This window comes from Pseudomonas aphyarum (assembly GCF_028657055.1).
Taxonomy (GTDB): domain Bacteria; phylum Pseudomonadota; class Gammaproteobacteria; order Pseudomonadales; family Pseudomonadaceae; genus Aquipseudomonas; species Aquipseudomonas aphyarum.
Genome location: NZ_JAMDGS010000005.1, coordinates 393914 through 410777 on the forward strand (window position 1 = coordinate 393914; position 16864 = coordinate 410777).

The following is a 16864-nucleotide window of genomic DNA, read 5'->3' on the forward strand; positions in this document are numbered from 1 at the left end:
CTGTGGATCCGGAAGTCCCCTCACCCTAGCCCTCTCCCAAAGGGAGAGGGGACTGATTGGGGGATATTGACGAATTACACCGACGTGAAATTCCTGCGTTGAATCCATAACCGAAACGGCAGGAACGCAACTGTGAATCCATCACCGAAACAGATAAAACTCCGCTGTGAATCCATCAACGAAACAGATAGAACTACGCTTTGAATCCATAACCGAAACGGCTGGAGCTACGCTTTGAATCCATAATCAACTCGCTGGTTCAGGTCGATGTAACCCGCAAGACACCTCGGTCGGCCCCCTCTCCCTCCGGGCGGTCCGACGTTTCGGGAGGGCTGGGGTGAGGGCCGGCTTTTGACTTTCAGGGCTCCAAACCTATCCCCCGCAAAATCACACTCGTCACCGTCTGCACAGCCCGCTCGAACTGCATGTCCGACAACGGCTGATGCTCATTCAAAATATTCACCTGATGATCAAAGTCCGCATAGTGCTGCGTCGACGCCCAGATCATGTACAACAAACTAGACGGCTCCACCGGCAGAATCCGCTTGTCCTCCACCCACTGCCGGATCTTCGCCTCCTTCATCTTCGCCCAGTCGTACAGGCTCACATCCAGCGCCTCGCCGAGGGTCGGGGCGCCGTGGATGATTTCGTTGGCCCAGACTTTCGAGCCATACGGCCGGCTGCGCGAGTGGTTCATCTTGGCGCGGATGTAGCTGCTGAGCACCACGCGCGGATCGTCGAACATCTCGAAGCACAGCGCGTCCTGCTTCCACACTTCCAGCAGATCGAACAGCACCGCGCTGTACAGCTCGCTCTTGGTCGAAAAGTAGTAATGCAGGTTGGATCGCGGCAGCTGCACTTCAGCGGCAATGTCGGCCATGGCGGTGCCGCCGAAACCTTTTTCGGCGAAGACTTTTTCCGCCGCCAGCAGGATCTTGTCGACGTTGGTACGGCGGATTTCGATCTTGTGATTGCCCATGAGGGCTCCCTGAAGACAACGTTGTTGAAGACTAGCATCCGCTCTGGGCAAGGGGCGACAGCCGAGAACGATTCTTCACACACTTGGGCTTTTTTCTGGTTTAGGATCGCCCTCCTTCTCCCCGTCAGACACTGAAGGATCTGTCCATGACCATTCGAAAGCGCATCGCTGCGGATGATCCGCAGCTCGCCGCATTGTGGGAGCGCTCGGTCCGCGCCACTCACGATTTCCTGCCGGAAGACGACATTCACCGGCTGTTCCCGCTGGTACGTGACACCTACCTGCCCGCCCTGGATGTGCAGATTTTCGAGAACCCCGACCACTCTCCGGCAGGCTTCATCGCTACCGACGACGACACCGTGCAGATGCTGTTCATCGACCCGGCGTTTCGTGGCCAGGGTATCGGCCGACGCCTGCTCGACCATGTCCGCCGCCCGCTGCTGAAGGTCGACGTCAACGAACATAACCCGCAGGCCCACGGCTTCTATCGGCACTACGGATTCGAAGACATCGGCCGCTCGGCACTCGACGGCGAAGGCCGGCCGTTTCCGGTCATTCACATGCGCCTGAAAGCCCTGTGATCCACGTTCTATACTCAGCCCGCCATTTCACTGAAAGGAATCTTTCCATGTCGATGAAAAAACTGTTCACCGCTGGCGCGCTGCTGGCTTCGCTGGTCGTCACTTCCCAGGCGTTCGCCCACGCCCATCTGAAAAGCCAGACACCGGCTGCCGACAGCACCGTCACCGCGCCGGCGGATCTGCGCCTGGTGTTTTCCGAAGGCGTCGAAGCCAGCTTCACCAAAGTCACCGTGACCCACGACGGCAAGCCGGTGGCGGTCAAACCGCTGACCACCGAAGGTGACAAGAAAATCCTGATCGTCACCCCCGAAGCACCGCTGACCGCAGGCGAGTACAAGGTCGAATGGCACGCGGTGTCGGTCGATACGCACAAAAGCGAAGGCGCCTATCAATTCAAGGTTGGCCAGTAATTCATGAGTGAAGCGCTGGTGCTGTGCCGGTTCCTGCATTTCATCGTGGTGTTGATGCTGTTCGGGGCCTGGCTGTTCCGGCCCCTGCTGCTCAAAGGTGAAGCGCCGGCGCTGGATCGGCACCTCGCGCGGCTGGCTCGCTGGCTGGCGGCGATTGCCCTGGCCAGCGGCGTCACTTGGGCGTTGCTGATTACCGCCAGCATGGCCGGTTCGGCGGCTGCCGCGTTTGATCCGGCCACCGTCGAACTGGTCCTCGGTCATACGTTTTTCGGTCAGGTCTGGCGCTGGCATCTATTGATCAACGCCTTGTTGCTGGCGTTGCTGTTTACGCCGTGGCGTTCGAACCGGTCATTGCGGCTGGGCCTGAGCGCGCTGCTGTTGATGACGCTCGCGCCGGTCGGACACGGCGCGATGCTCGACGGTTTCAGTGGCCAGATGCTGATCCTCAATCAGGTCATCCACCTGACTTGCGTCGGTGCCTGGCTTGGTGGGCTGCTGATGCTGGTTTTGATCCTGCGCCAGTCCGGCGAAAAGGTGCGTGAAGTGCTGCAGCGGTTCAGTGGACTTGGCTATGTGTTGGTCGCCGGCCTGCTGATCACCGGGCTGATCAACGTGCGCGTCCTCACCGGCCAATGGTGGCCGACGCCGCTGTTCTCGGGGTTCGCCCTGATCCTGTTGATCAAGGCGCTGCTGGTGTTCGGCATGCTTGCACTGGCGCTGTTCAATCGCCTGCGGATCAACGCTTGCGAACAGCGGATCGACACCCTCAAGCGCAGCGTCATGCTCGAATGGCTGCTGGGGATCGGCGCCGTGGCGGCGGTTTCCGTGCTCGGCACCCTGCCGCCGATGATCGCCGCCTGAGGTCAGTGTTTCTGAGTGTCGCCCGCCGCCGTATCAATGCTGACCACCACCGACATCCCCGGCCGCAAGCGCTCGCTCTCCTGCTGATCCGGATCGATGGTGATGCGCACCGGCACCCGCTGGGCGATTTTCACGAAGTTGCCGGTGGCGTTGTCGGCCTGCAACAACGCGAATTCGGAACCGGTGCCCGGCGAGATGTGCTGCACGTGGCCGGTGAATTTGCGGTGGTTCAAACCATCGACGGTGAAACTCGCCGGTTGCCCGACGCGCACATTGTCCATCTGGGTTTCCTTGAGGTTGGCGATCACCCATTTCTGGTTCGGCACCAGCGCCATCAACTGCGCCCCGGAGTTGACGTAAGCGCCGAGACGCACGCCGATCTGCCCGAGCTGACCGTCGCGCGGGGCGATGATCCGGGTGTTGGACAAATCGATCCGCGCCAGTTGCACCGCGGCATCGGCGCTGGCCACCGCCGCTTCCAGAGAGCCGCGATTGACGATCACCGTTTGCAGATCCTGCCGGGCAATTTCCAGATTGGCCTTGGCCTGCGCCACCGCTGCAATGCTTTGCGCGTTGGCGGCCAGCGCCACGTCCATCTCGCGCTTGGACACGGAACCGTCATTGACCAGCGCCTTGTTGCGTCGCAGATCCGCCTCGCTTTTGCGTAGCTGCGCTTCGCTGTCCGCCACCACCGCCTGCCGCAGTTTGATCGTGGCTTCGGCGCTGTTGCGCTGCTGCACCACGTTGGCCAGCGAGGCCTTTTGCACCGCCAGTTGTGCCCGCGACTGGTCGAGGCGTTGCTGATAGATGCGATCGTCGAGACGCACCAGCAAATCCCCCTCCTTCACAAACTGGAAATCCTGCACCGGCACTTCAAACACATAACCGCTGAGCTGCGGGCCGATGATCGTCACCTGACCGCGCACCAAGGCGTTTTCGGTGGTCTCGACCGCGCTGCTGAACGGCGGCAGTTGCCAGGCATACAGCACGATCAGCACACCGACGATGGCGATCGCAGCAAAGCCCAGCGACGAGATGATCCGCACCCGCAACGAGCGCGGCTCGGTGTTGGGTGATGACGGCGGCGCCACGCCTTCAGGGGTGGCGGCGATGGCATTGGTGGTCGTGGTAGTCGGTTCGGTCATGAAGAAGTGGCACCGCTGGAAGGTACGGAAGGTGTCGGGGCGACGGCTCTGGTGGTGCTGATCAGCCACAGCGCACGGATGGAAATCCAGATCATGGTCAGGATCGCGATCACCGCGATCAGCATGAACACATCGTTATAGGCCAGCACGTTGGCTTCGCGGGTGGCGGCGTTCGCCAGGCTGCGAATGCCTTGCAGGTTGCGCAGGCTCGGATCGGCAATCAGCGAGCCAACCGCCGACCCGCCGCTCTGCACCCGGGCGGCGACGCGGGGATCGGACATCACCAGCTGCTCGACGATATGACTGGAATGAAACTTCTCGCGCACGATCTGGAAGGTCCCCAGCAACGCCGCGCCGATCAGGCCGCCAAGGTTGTTGCAGATCCCGAACAACACCGAAAAGCTCACAAGGTTGCGCGGATTGGTCAGCACGTTGCGCGTGCCCAGCACCATGGTCGGGCCGAGAAGGTACTGCCGAACGCCAGCAGGAACTGGCTGAAATACAAGTTGCCGGGGCGGGTCAGGTTGTTCGATGAGCTGTCCATGATCGAACCGGTGGCCATCAACGCCAGCGAGACGATCAGCGGCATCAGCAGGTGTTTCGGGTCGATGGTCAGCGCACTGGTCAGCAGCCCGGCAACGCTGCCGATCAACATCACCACATACAGGCTATGAAGCTGCTGGCTGCTCATGTTCAGGTTTTGCATGAAGCCCACGGCACCGGTGGATTGCTCCGAGGTCACCATGCGAATCAGGATCACCGCCAGCGCCAAACGGATCATCACCCCGCTGCCGAGCCAGCGGGTCATCAGCATCGGGTTGCTGCGGTTATGTTCGATGGCCAGCCCCGCGAGAATCAGGGCAATCGACGCGGCCAGGGCGATGCCGATCCAGTCGGCCTCCAGCCACCAGTCGATCCGGCCCAGGGACAACACGGCGCACAGCAGGGCCACGCCACTGGCAAGGATCGCAAAGGTGAGAAAATCGAGAGGTTCGAAGGTCTTGAACCGGTCACCCGGCGGCAGTTTGAGCATCAGGACGCAGCCCAGCGACAGCAGTGCCATGCCCAACTCGAACAGGTACAGGCCGCGCCATTCGGCGATCTGCAACAGGTCTTCGGAAAACAGTCGCGCCAGCGGCAACGCCAGTTGCGAGGTGCCGAGCCCCAGGACCAACGCTTTCATCCGCCATTTGGCCGGGAACGCCTGGACCATGTAATACAGGCCCAGCGAGCTCAACGCCGCGCCGACCATGCCGTGGGCGGCGCGCACGGCGACTGCCGAGTTAAGGTCATTGACGAACAAATGGCCGAAGGTCACCAGCGCATACAGCACCAGAAACACCTCGGTGAACGCGCGCAAGCCGAACTGCTGGCGAAACTTCACCAGCAGCAGGTTCATCGACACGTTGGTCATCACGTACGCCGCCGGCAGCCAGGCCATCTCCGCCGTGGTCGCCCCGAGCGCGCCTTGCAGGTAAGGCAGGTTGGCAACCACCAGCGAATTGCCCAACCCGCCGGTCAACGCCACCAGCAACCCGACCAGCGCATACGCCAGGCGCTTGGGGTTGGAGTGCAGCGGCGTCGAGGGGGAACCGGGCAGACTGGGCTTCTCGTGCGGCTGCCAGTTGCGCGGGGCGTATTGGTTCATTGATTGGCCTTGTACGGTGATGGCTTGAGTGTGCCGCAAAACGGCAGCCAAACCCATATCCCTGTGGGGGCTTGCTCACACGGGTTTGGGGGGGATTCGTAAATTTTGTTTAAAAGTCATCTCTCCCGCAGCGGATTTTTCCCATGCGTGGCGAATGCCAACCTTGCAGCACTTCTCAACCTGCAAGGTGCCCGATATGACCACTCCCCGTTGGCAACGCTCCCCGCGTCTGCTGAAAAACCTGCTGGCCGCCGCGCTGTTGCTGCCCGCCCTCGCCTTCGCCCAGGAACGCCCGTGGCCGGATGGCTCGCAACTGGTGATTTCAGTGTCGATGCAATTCGAAACCGGCGGCCAGCCCGAGGGCGCTGAAAGCCCGTTTTCCGGTACACCGCTGCCAAAAGGTTATCCAGACCTGCCGGCGCAGACCTGGTTCGATTACGGCTACAAGGAAGGCTTGTGGCGCATGCTCGATCTGTGGGATCGCACCGGCATCAAGGTGACCTCCCACGTGGTTGGCGAAGCGGCGCTCAAGCACCCGGAACTGGCCAAAGCCATTGCCGAGCGCGGTCATGAACTGGCGGCCCACGGCATGCGTTGGGCCGATTCGTACAACATGAACTACGCCCAGGAAAAACAGTTCATCGGCGACGGCGTCGCGGCAGTGGAAAAAATCACCGGTCAGCGCTCGGTCGGCTACAACGCCAACTGGCTACGGCGCAGTCCCAATACGTTGAAAGTGCTACAGGATCTGAACTTCACCTACCACATCGACGATGTCAGCCGCGATGAGCCGTTCGTGACCATGGTTCGCGGGCGCAAATTCGCCGTGGTGCCGTACACCCTGCGCAACAACGACATCGTGCTGGTCGAGGGCCGGCACTTCTCCGCGGAGCAGTTCTATCAGCAACTGGTGCTGGAATTCGATCGACTCTACGCCGAAGGCGCGAGCAAGCGGCGGATGATGTCGGTGAGTCTGCACGACCGTATTGGCGGCACACCGGCAATGGTCGAGGCCATGGAGCGTTTTATCCGTTATGCGCAATCCCATCCGAAGGTGACATTCATGCGCAAGGACAAGATTGCCCAGATCGTCCTGACCGAGAAAAACCCGCTGATCGACAACACCGAGGCGGCGTTCAACCAGTGACAAAAAAATCGCAGCCAGGGCTGCGATTTTTTCTCTGCTAACGACTCACGCCCGCAGCAGCATATAAGCCGCAACCACCAGGCACACACTGGCGAATCCCACCTGCAACGTCCTCGCCGGCACTCGCGCGCAGAGTTTTCGGCCGATCATCATGCCGACGATGCTGGCGACGATGAACGACGCGCCCAGATGATCGATGCGTACCCCGGCATGGAAAGCGCCGATCACGCCGATGGCGGAAATCAGGCTGATGACCATCAAGGACGTGGCGACGATGCCGCGCATTTGCACGTCGGTCAGTTGCTTGAACGCCGGCACGATCAGAAACCCGCCGCCAACCCCCAGCAACCCGGACACCACGCCGGTGACCGCGCCCAGTGCCGCGAGGGTCGCGGTGCATTTGGCGGTCCAGTCGAAACGGCCGGTCTGCTCATTGAGCATGCAGTTTTTCTGGCCCCAACTGGCGTGGCCATGATCGCTCGGCCCCTCCTGCTGGCGTTCGCGGCGCAGCATGCGCCAAGCCACCATCACCATCAGCAGGCTGAACAGGATCATCAGGACCTTTTCCGGCAACTGATGGGCGAAGTAGATGCCCACCGGCGAAAACACCGCGCCGAGCGCCGCGATCAACAGCGCCGCGCGATAACGCACCAGACCATGGCGCAAGCCATCAATCGCGCCGACTGCCGCCGCGCTGCCGACGGCGAACAACGCCACCGGCGCCGCTTGCGTCATCGTCCAGCCCAGCCCGAGCACCAGCGCCGGCACGGCGAGAATCCCGCCACCGGCCCCGGTCAGACCGAGGATCAACCCCATCACCACGCCAAACAGACTTGCCAGCAACATAGAGTGTTCTCAGTCGACCCTGGACAGGCTTGTCAGCCATTCGCGGCCCTTGAGCATGCCGTTCCAGTAGAACCACGGCAGCAGCGTCGCCTTCAGCCACCACGCGGAGCGGCGCGGCACGGTCGGGTCGAGGGGAAAGGTCGGCAGCAGTTTTCCGCCATAACCGAACTCGGCGAGGATCACCTTGCCCTTCTCTACCGTTAGCGGGCAGGAACCGTAGCCGTCGTACTTCAGCGGCAACGCCAGCTCCTTGCGCAGGGCCAGCAGGTTTTCCGCTACTACCACGACCTGCTTGCGCACTGCCGCAGCGGTTTTCGCATTGGTGGTGCCGCAGATGTCGCCCAGGGCAAACACCTCGGGATAACGCGGATGTTGCAGCGTGTGCGGATTGACCTCGCACCAGCCGGCGGCGTCGGCCAGCGGACTTTGCGCGATGAAATCCGGTGAAACCTGCAGCGGGACGACGTGCAGCAGATCGAAGGTCTTGGCCTGACGGGTGACGTTGCCATCCGCATCCTTGACGTCGAACCAGGCGGTTTTCGCCGGGCCGTCGACCTTCACCAGATTGGAATTGAACGCCAGCCGCGCGTTGTATTTTTCGATGTACTTCATCAGCGGCGGCACGAAGGTCGGGACGCCAAACAGCGCGGCGCCGGCCAGATTGAACTCGACCTCGACCTTGCTCAGCACATTGCGCTTGAGCCAATGATCGCAGGACAGGTACAGCGCCTTTTGCGGCGCGCCGGCGCACTTGATCGGGATCGGCGGCTGGGTGAACAGCGCTTTGCCGCCGTGCAGTTTCTGCACCTGATCCCAGGTGTATTGCGCGTGCTGATAGCTGTAGTTGGACGTGACGCCGTGCTGGCCGAGGCTTTCCTGCAGACCTTCGATCTTCTCCCACGCCAGGCGCAAGCCGGGGCAGACAATCAGGTTCTGATAGGTGACCGTGCGTTGATCATTGAGGGTGAGACGGCGCTGGTCGGGATCGATTCCGGTCACTGCCGCCTGAATCCAGGTGGCCTGACGCGGCATCACTTTGTTCATCGGTCGGGCGGTGTCTTTGGCATCAAAGGCGCCACCGCCGACCAGCGTCCACGCCGGCTGATAGTAATGCAGGGTGCTCGGCTCGATCACCGTGATTTTCAGGCCGGGATCGCGCTTGAGCAGGCTCGCGACAAAACCGATGCCGGCAGTGCCGCCGCCGATGACCACGATGTCCGCACTGATGGATGGGCCCCAGTGTTGATCGTTCATTGTTTGTTCCTTATGGCTGCACGCAAGGATAGCCGGGTCTATTGCGCCCAGCTTTTGAGCACGGCTCCGCAGTAGAGTCCGGAAAGGGTTTTCATCACCTGGATCACTTCGTGACTGGCGAGACCGTAAAAAATGTACTTGCCTTCACGACGGGTCGCGACCAGCCCTTCATCGCGCAGGATGCCCAGTTGCTGAGACAGGGTCGGCTGACGCACGCCGGTCATTTTCTCCAGCTCGCCGACATTGCGCTCGCCCTGGGTCAACTGGCACAGGATCAACAATCGATCCTCGTTGGCCAGGGCCTTGAGCAGCGAACAGGCCTTGGAGGCCGAGGCGCGCAGTTGGGCGACTTCACATTCGGTCAGACTGGATTGCATTTGCAGGATGCCTTCAACGTCACTTAAGCTGCGGACATTATGTGTTTACATAAAGTGTTGCAACTCTGACTTCCCACCTTCTGCACAGGACCGTGTCCATGCCCGCGCTGATTGAAGCTTTCCTCGACCCCGCCTCTTCGACCTACAGCTACGTGGTCTACGAGGCCGACGGCGGGCAGTGCGCAATCGTCGATCCTGTGCTTGATTACGACGGTGCGGCCGGCCGCACCTGCACGGCTCAGGCGGACAAGATCATCGCCTTCGTGCGGGCTCATAACCTGCAAGTGCAGTGGCTGCTGGAAACCCACGCCCACGCCGATCACTTGTCCGCCGCGCCGTACCTGCGCCGGGAACTGGGCGGGAAAATCGCGATTGGCGAGTCGATCAGCAAAGTGCAGAACGTGTTCAAGGCGCTGTTCAACCTGGAACCGGAATTTCGCGTCGACGGCTCGCAGTTCGATCATCTGTTCGCGCCGAACGAGTCGTTCCGGATCGGCAATCTCAAGGCCACCGCCCTGCACGTCCCCGGGCATACCCCGGCGGACATGGCCTACTTGATCGACGGCGAACAGATCCTGGTCGGCGACACGCTGTTCATGCCCGACGTCGGCACCGCCCGTTGCGACTTTCCCGGCGGCAACGCGCATCAATTGTTCAATTCGATTCAGAAGCTGCTGGCCTTTCCCGCCAGCGTGAAGCTCTACGTCTGCCACGACTACCCGCCGCAAGGTCGCGACTCGCAGTGCCAGACCACCGTTGGTGAACAGCTCAAAAGCAATATCCATGTGCATGACGGCGTCGACGAAGCCGCGTTCGTCGAGATGCGCACCCAACGTGATGCAGGATTAGGCATGCCGACGCTGTTGCTGCCGGCGATTCAGGTCAACGTGCGGGCGGGAAATTTACCGCCAGCCGAAGGCAATGGCGTTGTCTACCTGAAGATTCCTGTCAACGCCGTGTAAGAAAAAATCATTGAAGAAACCCGAAACAAGGGGATTCGTACCTGTCACGTCGGATCCCATGAACTGGGCGGAATCTCGGCCGGCAGGCAGACTTCATGGGCATTCAACCCATGGAGATTTGGCAATATGGATATTCGCCGTAACCACCGAGACATGACGCAAACACAGAAAGAGGAATTCGTGAATGCCATTCTGATCCTGAAAAACCGGACGCCCAGTGTGCTGCGTCCGGGACAGCAGAATCGCTACGATGACTTCGTGCAGATCCACAAGAACGCAATGGGGCGAGGCAACCCGATCTTCCCCAACCCTCATCGCAGTCCACTGTTTCTCCCATGGCACAGAATCCTGATTCGCCAGTTCGAGCTGGAACTGCAAGCTGCCGCAGAAAACCCGACCATCACGCTGCCCTACTGGAACTGGAGCATGAGTGGTGCAGACGACCCCTTTACTGACGACTTCATGGGCAGAGATGGCGATTCGACGCAAAACCAGCGGGTTACCATTGGCCCGTTTGCCTACGAGCATCGTTTATTCGGGATCAAGGTCTGGGATGGTGAAACCGGAGATGCAGGCCTGCGGCGCAACTTTGGAGCAGGGCCCGCTCCGCTGCCTTCTGCACAGGATGTCGAGACCGTATTGAACAGGACGCCCTACTGGCTCGAACCGACCGGATGGGAAAACCTGACGGAAATGATGCACAACGATGTGCATGCCTGGCTTGGAGGCAACATGGGTGAAGCCTCCTCTCCCAACGACCCGGTGTTCTTCCTGCACCACTGTTATCTCGACTATCTCTGGGAGCGCTGGAAACGCAAACACCCGACCGAGCCGGTGATCGCGTTTCCCGAGAACGCACCGCACGGGATGCTCGGCTCAACCCTGATTTTCAACCCGGACAATGAGCCTGCGCCCTGGCTGCAGCCTTTCAGGGTCGAGCAGACCTTGAACACGGCAAGTCTGGATTACGGCTATGCCGATCTTTGATCAGGGCTGGACACTCAGCTCCCGAGAATCAGGCCATTGGCCGGCAATGGCAGTGCCGTCTTGTAGCGCACCTGCTTGAGCGCAAAGCTTGACCGGATGTTCGCCACGCCGGGGACTTTGGTCAGAAAATCCATCATGAAGCGCTCAAGCGCCTGAATGGTCGGCACCAGCACCCGGATCAGATAGTCCGGGTCGCCGGCCATCAGATAGCACTCCATGACTTCGGGGCGGTCGGAAATAGCCTCCTCGAAATGCTGCAGCGCTTCCTCTACCTGCTTCTCGAGGCTGACATGGATGAACACGTTGACGTGCAGCCCCAGCAGGTCGGCGTCCAGCAGGGTCACCTGCTCGCGGATCAGTCCCAGTTCCTCCATCGCCTTGACCCGGTTGAAGCACGGCGTCGGCGACAGATTGACCGAACGGGCCAGGTCGGCGTTGGTGATGCGCGCGTTCTCCTGAAGGCTGTTGAGAATGCCGATGTCGGTACGGTCCAGTTTGCGCATGAGACAAAACCACCTGTTTTTTATGTTTATGCAGAATTTCTATCTGCAAATGATCTCCAGCGCAACGAAACAGAGAGAAATATTCTTCTTGCCCGGGCCTATGATTGTTGTAGGACAAGATTTCTTTTATCGAAGAATGACTGCCAGCTCACTACAAGAAATTCACAAGATCGAGCGTAGAAGCCATGACCCAAGCGTATGAACCGCTGCGTCTGCACGTCCCTGAACCCTCGGGCCGCCCAGGCTGCAAAACCGATTTCTCCTACCTGCATCTGACCGATGCCGGCACGGTGCGCAAACCCTCCATCGACGTAGAACCCGCCGACACCGCCGACCTGGCCCGTGGCCTGATCCGCGTGCTCGACGATCAGGGCAACGCCCTCGGCCCATGGGCTGAAAACGTGCCGGTCGAGATCCTGCGCAAAGGCATGCGCGCCATGCTCAAGACGCGGATCTACGACAACCGCATGGTGGTCGCCCAGCGTCAGAAAAAAATGTCGTTCTACATGCAGAGCCTCGGCGAAGAAGCCATCGGCAGCGCCCAGGCCCTGGCCTTGAACATCGACGACATGTGCTTCCCGACCTACCGCCAGCAAAGCATCCTGATGGCCCGCGACGTACCGCTGGTCGACCTGATCTGCCAGTTGCTGTCCAACGAGCGCGATCCGCTCAAGGGCCGTCAGTTGCCGATCATGTACTCGGTCAAGGACGCCGGTTTCTTCACCATTTCCGGCAACCTCGCCACTCAATTCATTCAAGGCGTGGGCTGGGGCATGGCCTCGGCGATCAAGGGCGACACCAAAATCGCCTCGGCCTGGATCGGCGACGGCGCCACCGCCGAATCGGACTTCCATACCGCCCTCACCTTCGCCCACGTTTACCGTGCGCCGGTGATCCTCAACGTAGTCAACAACCAGTGGGCAATCTCGACCTTCCAGGCCATCGCCGGTGGTGAGGCCACCACCTTCGCCGGACGCGGCGTCGGTTGCGGCATCGCCTCGCTGCGGGTTGACGGCAACGATTTCTACGCGGTCTACGCCGCCTCCGCCTGGGCTGCCGAACGCGCTCGCCGCAACCTCGGCCCGACCATGATCGAATGGGTCACCTACCGCGCCGGCCCGCACTCGACCTCCGACGATCCGTCCAAATACCGTCCTGCCGACGACTGGAGCCACTTCCCGCTGGGCGACCCGATTGCCCGCCTGAAACAGCACCTGATCAAGGTCGGCCACTGGTCGGAAGAAGAGCACGCCGCCGTCAGCGCCGAGCTCGAAGCCGAAGTGATCGCCGCACAGAAACAGGCCGAACAGTACGGCACCCTCGCCGGCGGCCAGATTCCGAGCGCCGCGACCATGTTCGAAGACGTCTACAAAGAGATGCCGGAGCACTTGAAGCGCCAGCGTCAGCAGTTGGGGATCTGACATGAACGATCACAACAACAATATTCAGTTGGAAACCGCCATGACCACGACCACCATGACCATGATCCAGGCCCTGCGCTCGGCCATGGATGTGATGCTTGAGCGTGACGACAACGTTGTGGTGTTCGGCCAGGACGTCGGCTACTTCGGCGGCGTGTTCCGTTGCACCGAAGGCCTGCAGACCAAGTACGGCACCTCGCGGGTGTTCGACGCGCCGATCTCCGAAAGCGGTATTGTCGGTGTCGCGGTGGGCATGGGCGCTTATGGCTTGCGCCCGGTTGCCGAGATTCAGTTCGCCGACTATGTGTATCCAGCCTCTGACCAGATCATTTCCGAAGCCGCGCGCCTGCGTTATCGCTCGGCCGGTGAGTTCACCGCCCCAATGACCCTGCGCATGCCTTGCGGCGGCGGCATCTACGGCGGACAGACCCACAGCCAGAGCATCGAGGCGATGTTCACTCAGGTCTGCGGTCTGCGCACCGTCATGCCGTCCAACCCGTATGACGCCAAAGGCCTGCTGATCGCCTCCATCGAAAACGATGACCCGGTGATCTTCCTCGAGCCAAAACGCCTGTACAACGGCCCGTTCGACGGCCACCACGACCGCCCGGTAACCCCGTGGTCGAAACACCCGGCCGCCCAGGTGCCGGACGGTTACTACACCGTGCCGCTGGACCTGGCCGCGATCACTCGTCCGGGCAAGGACGTGACCGTGCTTACCTACGGCACCACCGTTTACGTATCGCAAGTTGCGGCTGAAGAAAGCGGTGTGGACGCTGAAGTCATCGACCTGCGCAGCCTGTGGCCGCTGGACCTGGAAACCATCGTCAAATCCGTGAAGAAAACCGGCCGTTGCGTCGTGGTTCACGAAGCCACCCGCACCTGCGGTTTCGGCGCCGAACTGGTGTCGCTGGTGCAAGAGCATTGCTTCCACCACCTGGAAGCGCCGATCGAGCGCGTCACCGGTTGGGATACCCCCTACCCGCACGCGCAGGAGTGGGCGTATTTCCCTGGGCCGTCCCGAGTGGGCGCGGCGCTGAAACGGGTCATGGAGGTCTGAATGGGCACGCACGTTATCAAGATGCCGGACATCGGCGAAGGCATCGCAGAAGTAGAACTGTCGCAGTGGCACGTCAAGGTTGGCGATCTGGTCGTTGAGGATCAGGTGCTGGCGGATGTGATGACCGACAAGGCGATGGTCGATATTCCCTCGCCGGTGCACGGCAAGGTGATTGCGCTGGGCGGTCAGCCGGGCGAAGTGATGGCGGTCGGCAGTATCTTGATCAGCATCGAAGTTGAAGGCGCAGGCAATCTGAAGGAGTCGGACAAACCGGCGCCTGTTGCGGCGAAAGAAACACCTGTCGCAGCCAAAGTTGAAGCTGTCGTTGAAAGCAAACCTGCTGGTGCCGCACCGCGTCCGGCGGCTGCCGTTTGCCAGGGCCCGATGGTTGCTCGCGAAGCCGATGAGCGTCCGCTGGCCTCGCCGGCCGTGCGCAAACATGCGCTGGATCTGGGCATTCAATTGCGTCTGGTGCGCGGCTCCGGCCCGGCCGGTCGCGTATTGCACGAAGACCTCGACGCCTATCTGGCGCAAGGTCAGTCGAACGCTTCGGCGCCGGTCGCCGCCGCGTACGCTCAGCGTAACGATGAAGAACAGATTCAAGTGATCGGCATGCGCCGCAAGATCGCCCAGCGCATGCAGGACGCCACCCAGCGTGCTGCGCACTTCAGTTATGTCGAGGAAATCGACGTCACGGCGATTGAAGAACTGCGTGCGCACCTGAACGAAAAACACGGCGCCAGCCGTGGCAAGCTGACCCTGCTGCCGTTCCTCGTGCGCGCCTTGATCGTCGCCCTGCGCGACTTCCCGCAGATGAACGCCCGTTACGACGACGAAGCCCAGGTCATCACCCGCCTCGGCGCGGTGCATGTCGGCGTCGCCACCCAAAGCGATGTCGGCCTGATGGTGCCGGTGGTGCGTCACGCCGAGGCTCGCAGCCTGTGGGACAGCGCGGCGGAAATCTCCCGCCTGGCTAACGCCGCCCGCAACGGCAAGGCCAGCCGCGATGAACTGTCCGGCTCGACCATCACCCTGACCAGCCTCGGCGCCCTTGGCGGCATCGTCAGCACCCCGGTGCTGAATCTGCCTGAAGTCGCGATCGTCGGCGTCAACAAAATCGTCGAACGCCCAATGGTCGTTAAAGGCCAGGTGGTGATCCGCAAGATGATGAACCTCTCCAGCTCTTTCGATCACCGCGTGGTCGACGGCATGGACGCGGCGCTCTTCATCCAGGCCATTCGTGGTCTGCTCGAACAACCCGCGACCCTGTTTGTGGAGTGACGGCATGCAAACTCTGAACACCACGCTGCTGATCATCGGCGGCGGCCCTGGCGGTTACGTGACGGCCATTCGTGCCGGGCAACTGGGCATTTCGACCATTCTGGTCGAGGGCGAAGCGCTGGGCGGCACCTGCCTGAACATCGGCTGCATTCCGTCGAAAGCGCTGATCCATGTGGCCGAACAGTTTCACCAGACTCTGCACCACAATCAGCATTCGGCTCTGGGCATCAGCGTCTCCGCGCCGACCCTCGACATCAGCAAGAGCGTCGAGTGGAAGGACGGCATCGTTGATCGCCTGACCACTGGCGTCGCCGCGTTGCTGAAGAAGCACAAGGTTCAGGTCATCAACGGCTGGGCCAAAGTCATCGACGGCAAGACCGTGGAAGTCGGCGACACCCGCATCCAGTGCGAACACCTGGTGCTGGCCACCGGTTCGAAAAGCGTCAACCTGCCGATTCTGCCGATTGGCGGGCCGATCATTTCGTCCACCGAAGCGCTGGCGCCGAAGTCGGTTCCGAAACGTCTGATCGTGGTCGGCGGTGGTTACATCGGTCTGGAACTGGGCATTGCCTATCGCAAGCTCGGCGCCGAGGTCAGTGTGGTCGAGGCGCAGGATCGGATTCTGCCGGCCTACGACGCCGAACTGACCCAACCAGTGCATGACGCGCTGAAGCAACTGGGTGTAAAGCTGTACCTCAAGCACAGCGTGCTGGGCTTCGACGGGACGTTGCAGGTGCGCGATCCGAACGGCGATACCCTGAACCTGGAAACCGATCAGGTGCTGGTGGCCGTTGGTCGCAAACCCAATACCCAGGGCTGGAACCTCGAAGCACTGAACCTGGACATGAACGGCTCGGCGATCAAGATCGACAGCCGCTGCCAGACCAGCATGCGCAACGTCTATGCCATCGGCGACCTGAGCGGCGAACCGATGCTGGCCCACCGCGCCATGGCTCAGGGCGAAATGGTTGCCGAGCTGATCAGCGGCAAGACCCGCGAATTCAACCCGACCGCCATCGCTGCCGTGTGCTTCACCGACCCGGAACTGGTGGTCGTCGGCAAGACGCCGGACGAAGCCAAGGCGGCGGGACTGGACTGCATCGTGTCGAACTTCCCGTTTGCGGCGAATGGTCGGGCGATGACGCTGGAATCGAAAACCGGCTTCGTGCGGGTGGTCGCTCGTCGGGACAATCATGTGATTGTCGGCTGGCAGGCGGTCGGTGTCGGGGTATCCGAACTGTCGACCGCGTTCGCGCAAAGCCTGGAAATGGGTGCGCGACTGGAAGACATCGGCGGCACCATCCATGCGCACCCGACCCTGGGTGAAGCGGTGCAAGAAGCGGCGTTGCGTGCCTTGGGGCACGCGTTGCACCTGTAAAAAACCGCCGCGGGGGAGTTTTTT

16 protein-coding genes and 1 pseudogene are annotated in these 16864 nt (G+C 61.2%); 10 read left to right on the forward strand and 7 right to left on the reverse strand.

Going from position 1 to position 16864, the window contains the following annotated elements; translation table 11 throughout:
- Window positions 1–358 precede the first annotated feature (358 nt).
- Entirely contained in the window at window positions 359–979 is a 621-nt protein-coding gene (locus M5G18_RS08645; protein WP_007952885.1) for a TetR/AcrR family transcriptional regulator, read from the reverse strand.
- 146 nt (window positions 980–1125) lie between these two features.
- On the opposite strand from M5G18_RS08645, the gene M5G18_RS08650 reads away from it, so the two are divergent.
- Genes M5G18_RS08650 through copD form a run of 3 tightly spaced genes read left to right on the forward strand, consistent with a single transcriptional unit; the run spans window position 1126 to window position 2831 of the window.
- A complete protein-coding gene (locus M5G18_RS08650; RefSeq protein WP_273897530.1) occupies window positions 1126–1560 on the forward strand; it encodes a GNAT family N-acetyltransferase in 435 nt (144 codons plus the stop codon).
- 47 nt (window positions 1561–1607) lie between these two features.
- On the forward strand, window positions 1608–1970 hold the full coding sequence (gene copC / locus M5G18_RS08655) for a copper homeostasis periplasmic binding protein CopC (RefSeq protein ID WP_273897531.1): 363 nt from the start codon (window positions 1608–1610) through the stop codon (window positions 1968–1970).
- A 3-nt stretch (window positions 1971–1973) separates the two neighbouring features.
- The gene (gene copD / locus M5G18_RS08660) at window positions 1974–2831 is read left to right on the forward strand and encodes a copper homeostasis membrane protein CopD (RefSeq protein WP_273897532.1); all 858 of its coding nucleotides are present in this window, start codon (window positions 1974–1976) and stop codon (window positions 2829–2831) included.
- 2 nt (window positions 2832–2833) lie between these two features.
- Here the strand turns inward: copD and M5G18_RS08665 are convergent, their stop codons facing one another.
- Window positions 2834–3976: an HlyD family secretion protein gene (locus tag M5G18_RS08665; protein ID WP_273897533.1), complete on the reverse strand. Its 1143-nt coding sequence runs from the start codon at window positions 3974–3976 to the stop codon at window positions 2834–2836.
- Window positions 3973–5624: pseudogene (locus M5G18_RS08670) on the reverse strand (MFS transporter). The gene M5G18_RS08665 and the pseudogene M5G18_RS08670 overlap by 4 nt, the downstream one beginning before the upstream one ends.
- Window positions 5625–5820: 196 nt before the next feature.
- On the opposite strand from M5G18_RS08670, the gene M5G18_RS08675 reads away from it, so the two are divergent.
- Window positions 5821–6771 (forward strand): polysaccharide deacetylase family protein, encoded by a 951-nt coding sequence (locus M5G18_RS08675; protein WP_273897534.1) that lies wholly within the window; start codon window positions 5821–5823, stop codon window positions 6769–6771.
- 45 nt (window positions 6772–6816) lie between these two features.
- Here the strand turns inward: M5G18_RS08675 and M5G18_RS08680 are convergent, their stop codons facing one another.
- From M5G18_RS08680 to M5G18_RS08690, 3 genes are read right to left on the reverse strand one after another with little or no spacing between them, the layout of a single operon-like run.
- Window positions 6817–7617, reverse strand: a complete 801-nt coding sequence (locus M5G18_RS08680) for a sulfite exporter TauE/SafE family protein (protein ID WP_273897535.1) — start codon at window positions 7615–7617, stop codon at window positions 6817–6819.
- 9 nt (window positions 7618–7626) lie between these two features.
- The gene (locus tag M5G18_RS08685; protein ID WP_273897536.1) at window positions 7627–8871 is read right to left on the reverse strand and encodes an NAD(P)/FAD-dependent oxidoreductase; all 1245 of its coding nucleotides are present in this window, start codon (window positions 8869–8871) and stop codon (window positions 7627–7629) included.
- A gap of 38 nt (window positions 8872–8909) precedes the next feature.
- The gene (locus M5G18_RS08690; protein WP_007952897.1) at window positions 8910–9248 is read right to left on the reverse strand and encodes an ArsR/SmtB family transcription factor; all 339 of its coding nucleotides are present in this window, start codon (window positions 9246–9248) and stop codon (window positions 8910–8912) included.
- Between the two features lie 98 nt (window positions 9249–9346).
- On the opposite strand from M5G18_RS08690, the gene M5G18_RS08695 reads away from it, so the two are divergent.
- On the forward strand, window positions 9347–10210 hold the full coding sequence (locus tag M5G18_RS08695; protein ID WP_273897537.1) for an MBL fold metallo-hydrolase: 864 nt from the start codon (window positions 9347–9349) through the stop codon (window positions 10208–10210).
- A gap of 126 nt (window positions 10211–10336) precedes the next feature.
- Window positions 10337–11197 (forward strand): tyrosinase family protein, encoded by an 861-nt coding sequence (locus M5G18_RS08700; protein ID WP_273897538.1) that lies wholly within the window; start codon window positions 10337–10339, stop codon window positions 11195–11197.
- 14 nt (window positions 11198–11211) lie between these two features.
- Here M5G18_RS08700 and bkdR read toward each other — a convergent pair whose 3' ends face one another.
- Entirely contained in the window at window positions 11212–11700 is a 489-nt protein-coding gene (bkdR, locus tag M5G18_RS08705; RefSeq protein WP_085602691.1) for a Bkd operon transcriptional regulator BkdR, read from the reverse strand.
- Window positions 11701–11885: 185 nt separating this feature from the next.
- Here bkdR and M5G18_RS08710 point away from each other — a divergent pair, with 185 nt between their 5' ends.
- Genes M5G18_RS08710 through lpdA form a run of 4 tightly spaced genes read left to right on the forward strand, consistent with a single transcriptional unit; the run spans window position 11886 to window position 16840 of the window.
- Window positions 11886–13121 carry a 3-methyl-2-oxobutanoate dehydrogenase (2-methylpropanoyl-transferring) subunit alpha gene (locus M5G18_RS08710; RefSeq protein WP_007952906.1) on the forward strand — a complete coding sequence of 412 codons (1236 nt, stop codon included), beginning with the start codon at window positions 11886–11888 and terminating at the stop codon, window positions 13119–13121.
- A gap of 1 nt (window position 13122) precedes the next feature.
- Window positions 13123–14181, forward strand: a complete 1059-nt coding sequence (locus tag M5G18_RS08715) for an alpha-ketoacid dehydrogenase subunit beta (protein ID WP_273897539.1) — start codon at window positions 13123–13125, stop codon at window positions 14179–14181.
- Window positions 14182–15462 (forward strand): dihydrolipoamide acetyltransferase family protein, encoded by a 1281-nt coding sequence (locus M5G18_RS08720; protein WP_273897540.1) that lies wholly within the window; start codon window positions 14182–14184, stop codon window positions 15460–15462.
- A 4-nt stretch (window positions 15463–15466) separates the two neighbouring features.
- Window positions 15467–16840 (forward strand): dihydrolipoyl dehydrogenase, encoded by a 1374-nt coding sequence (gene lpdA, locus M5G18_RS08725; protein ID WP_273897541.1) that lies wholly within the window; start codon window positions 15467–15469, stop codon window positions 16838–16840.
- Window positions 16841–16864: the final 24 nt, after the last annotated feature.

Coding starts and splice junctions, on each gene's coding strand:
- copD (WP_273897532.1), top strand. CDS start 1,974: ATGAGTGAAGCGCTGGTGCTGTGCCGGTTCCTGCATTTCATCGTGGTG.
- M5G18_RS08720 (WP_273897540.1), top strand. CDS start 14,182: ATGGGCACGCACGTTATCAAGATGCCGGACATCGGCGAAGGCATCGCA.
- M5G18_RS08665 (WP_273897533.1), bottom strand. CDS start 3,976: ATGACCGAACCGACTACCACGACCACCAATGCCATCGCCGCCACCCCT.
- M5G18_RS08650 (WP_273897530.1), top strand. CDS start 1,126: ATGACCATTCGAAAGCGCATCGCTGCGGATGATCCGCAGCTCGCCGCA.
- copC (WP_273897531.1), top strand. CDS start 1,608: ATGTCGATGAAAAAACTGTTCACCGCTGGCGCGCTGCTGGCTTCGCTG.
- M5G18_RS08690 (WP_007952897.1), bottom strand. CDS start 9,248: ATGCAATCCAGTCTGACCGAATGTGAAGTCGCCCAACTGCGCGCCTCG.
- M5G18_RS08695 (WP_273897537.1), top strand. CDS start 9,347: ATGCCCGCGCTGATTGAAGCTTTCCTCGACCCCGCCTCTTCGACCTAC.
- M5G18_RS08710 (WP_007952906.1), top strand. CDS start 11,886: ATGACCCAAGCGTATGAACCGCTGCGTCTGCACGTCCCTGAACCCTCG.
- lpdA (WP_273897541.1), top strand. CDS start 15,467: ATGCAAACTCTGAACACCACGCTGCTGATCATCGGCGGCGGCCCTGGC.
- M5G18_RS08715 (WP_273897539.1), top strand. CDS start 13,123: ATGAACGATCACAACAACAATATTCAGTTGGAAACCGCCATGACCACG.
- M5G18_RS08675 (WP_273897534.1), top strand. CDS start 5,821: ATGACCACTCCCCGTTGGCAACGCTCCCCGCGTCTGCTGAAAAACCTG.
- bkdR (WP_085602691.1), bottom strand. CDS start 11,700: ATGCGCAAACTGGACCGTACCGACATCGGCATTCTCAACAGCCTTCAG.
- M5G18_RS08645 (WP_007952885.1), bottom strand. CDS start 979: ATGGGCAATCACAAGATCGAAATCCGCCGTACCAACGTCGACAAGATC.
- M5G18_RS08680 (WP_273897535.1), bottom strand. CDS start 7,617: ATGTTGCTGGCAAGTCTGTTTGGCGTGGTGATGGGGTTGATCCTCGGT.
- M5G18_RS08685 (WP_273897536.1), bottom strand. CDS start 8,871: ATGAACGATCAACACTGGGGCCCATCCATCAGTGCGGACATCGTGGTC.
- M5G18_RS08700 (WP_273897538.1), top strand. CDS start 10,337: ATGGATATTCGCCGTAACCACCGAGACATGACGCAAACACAGAAAGAG.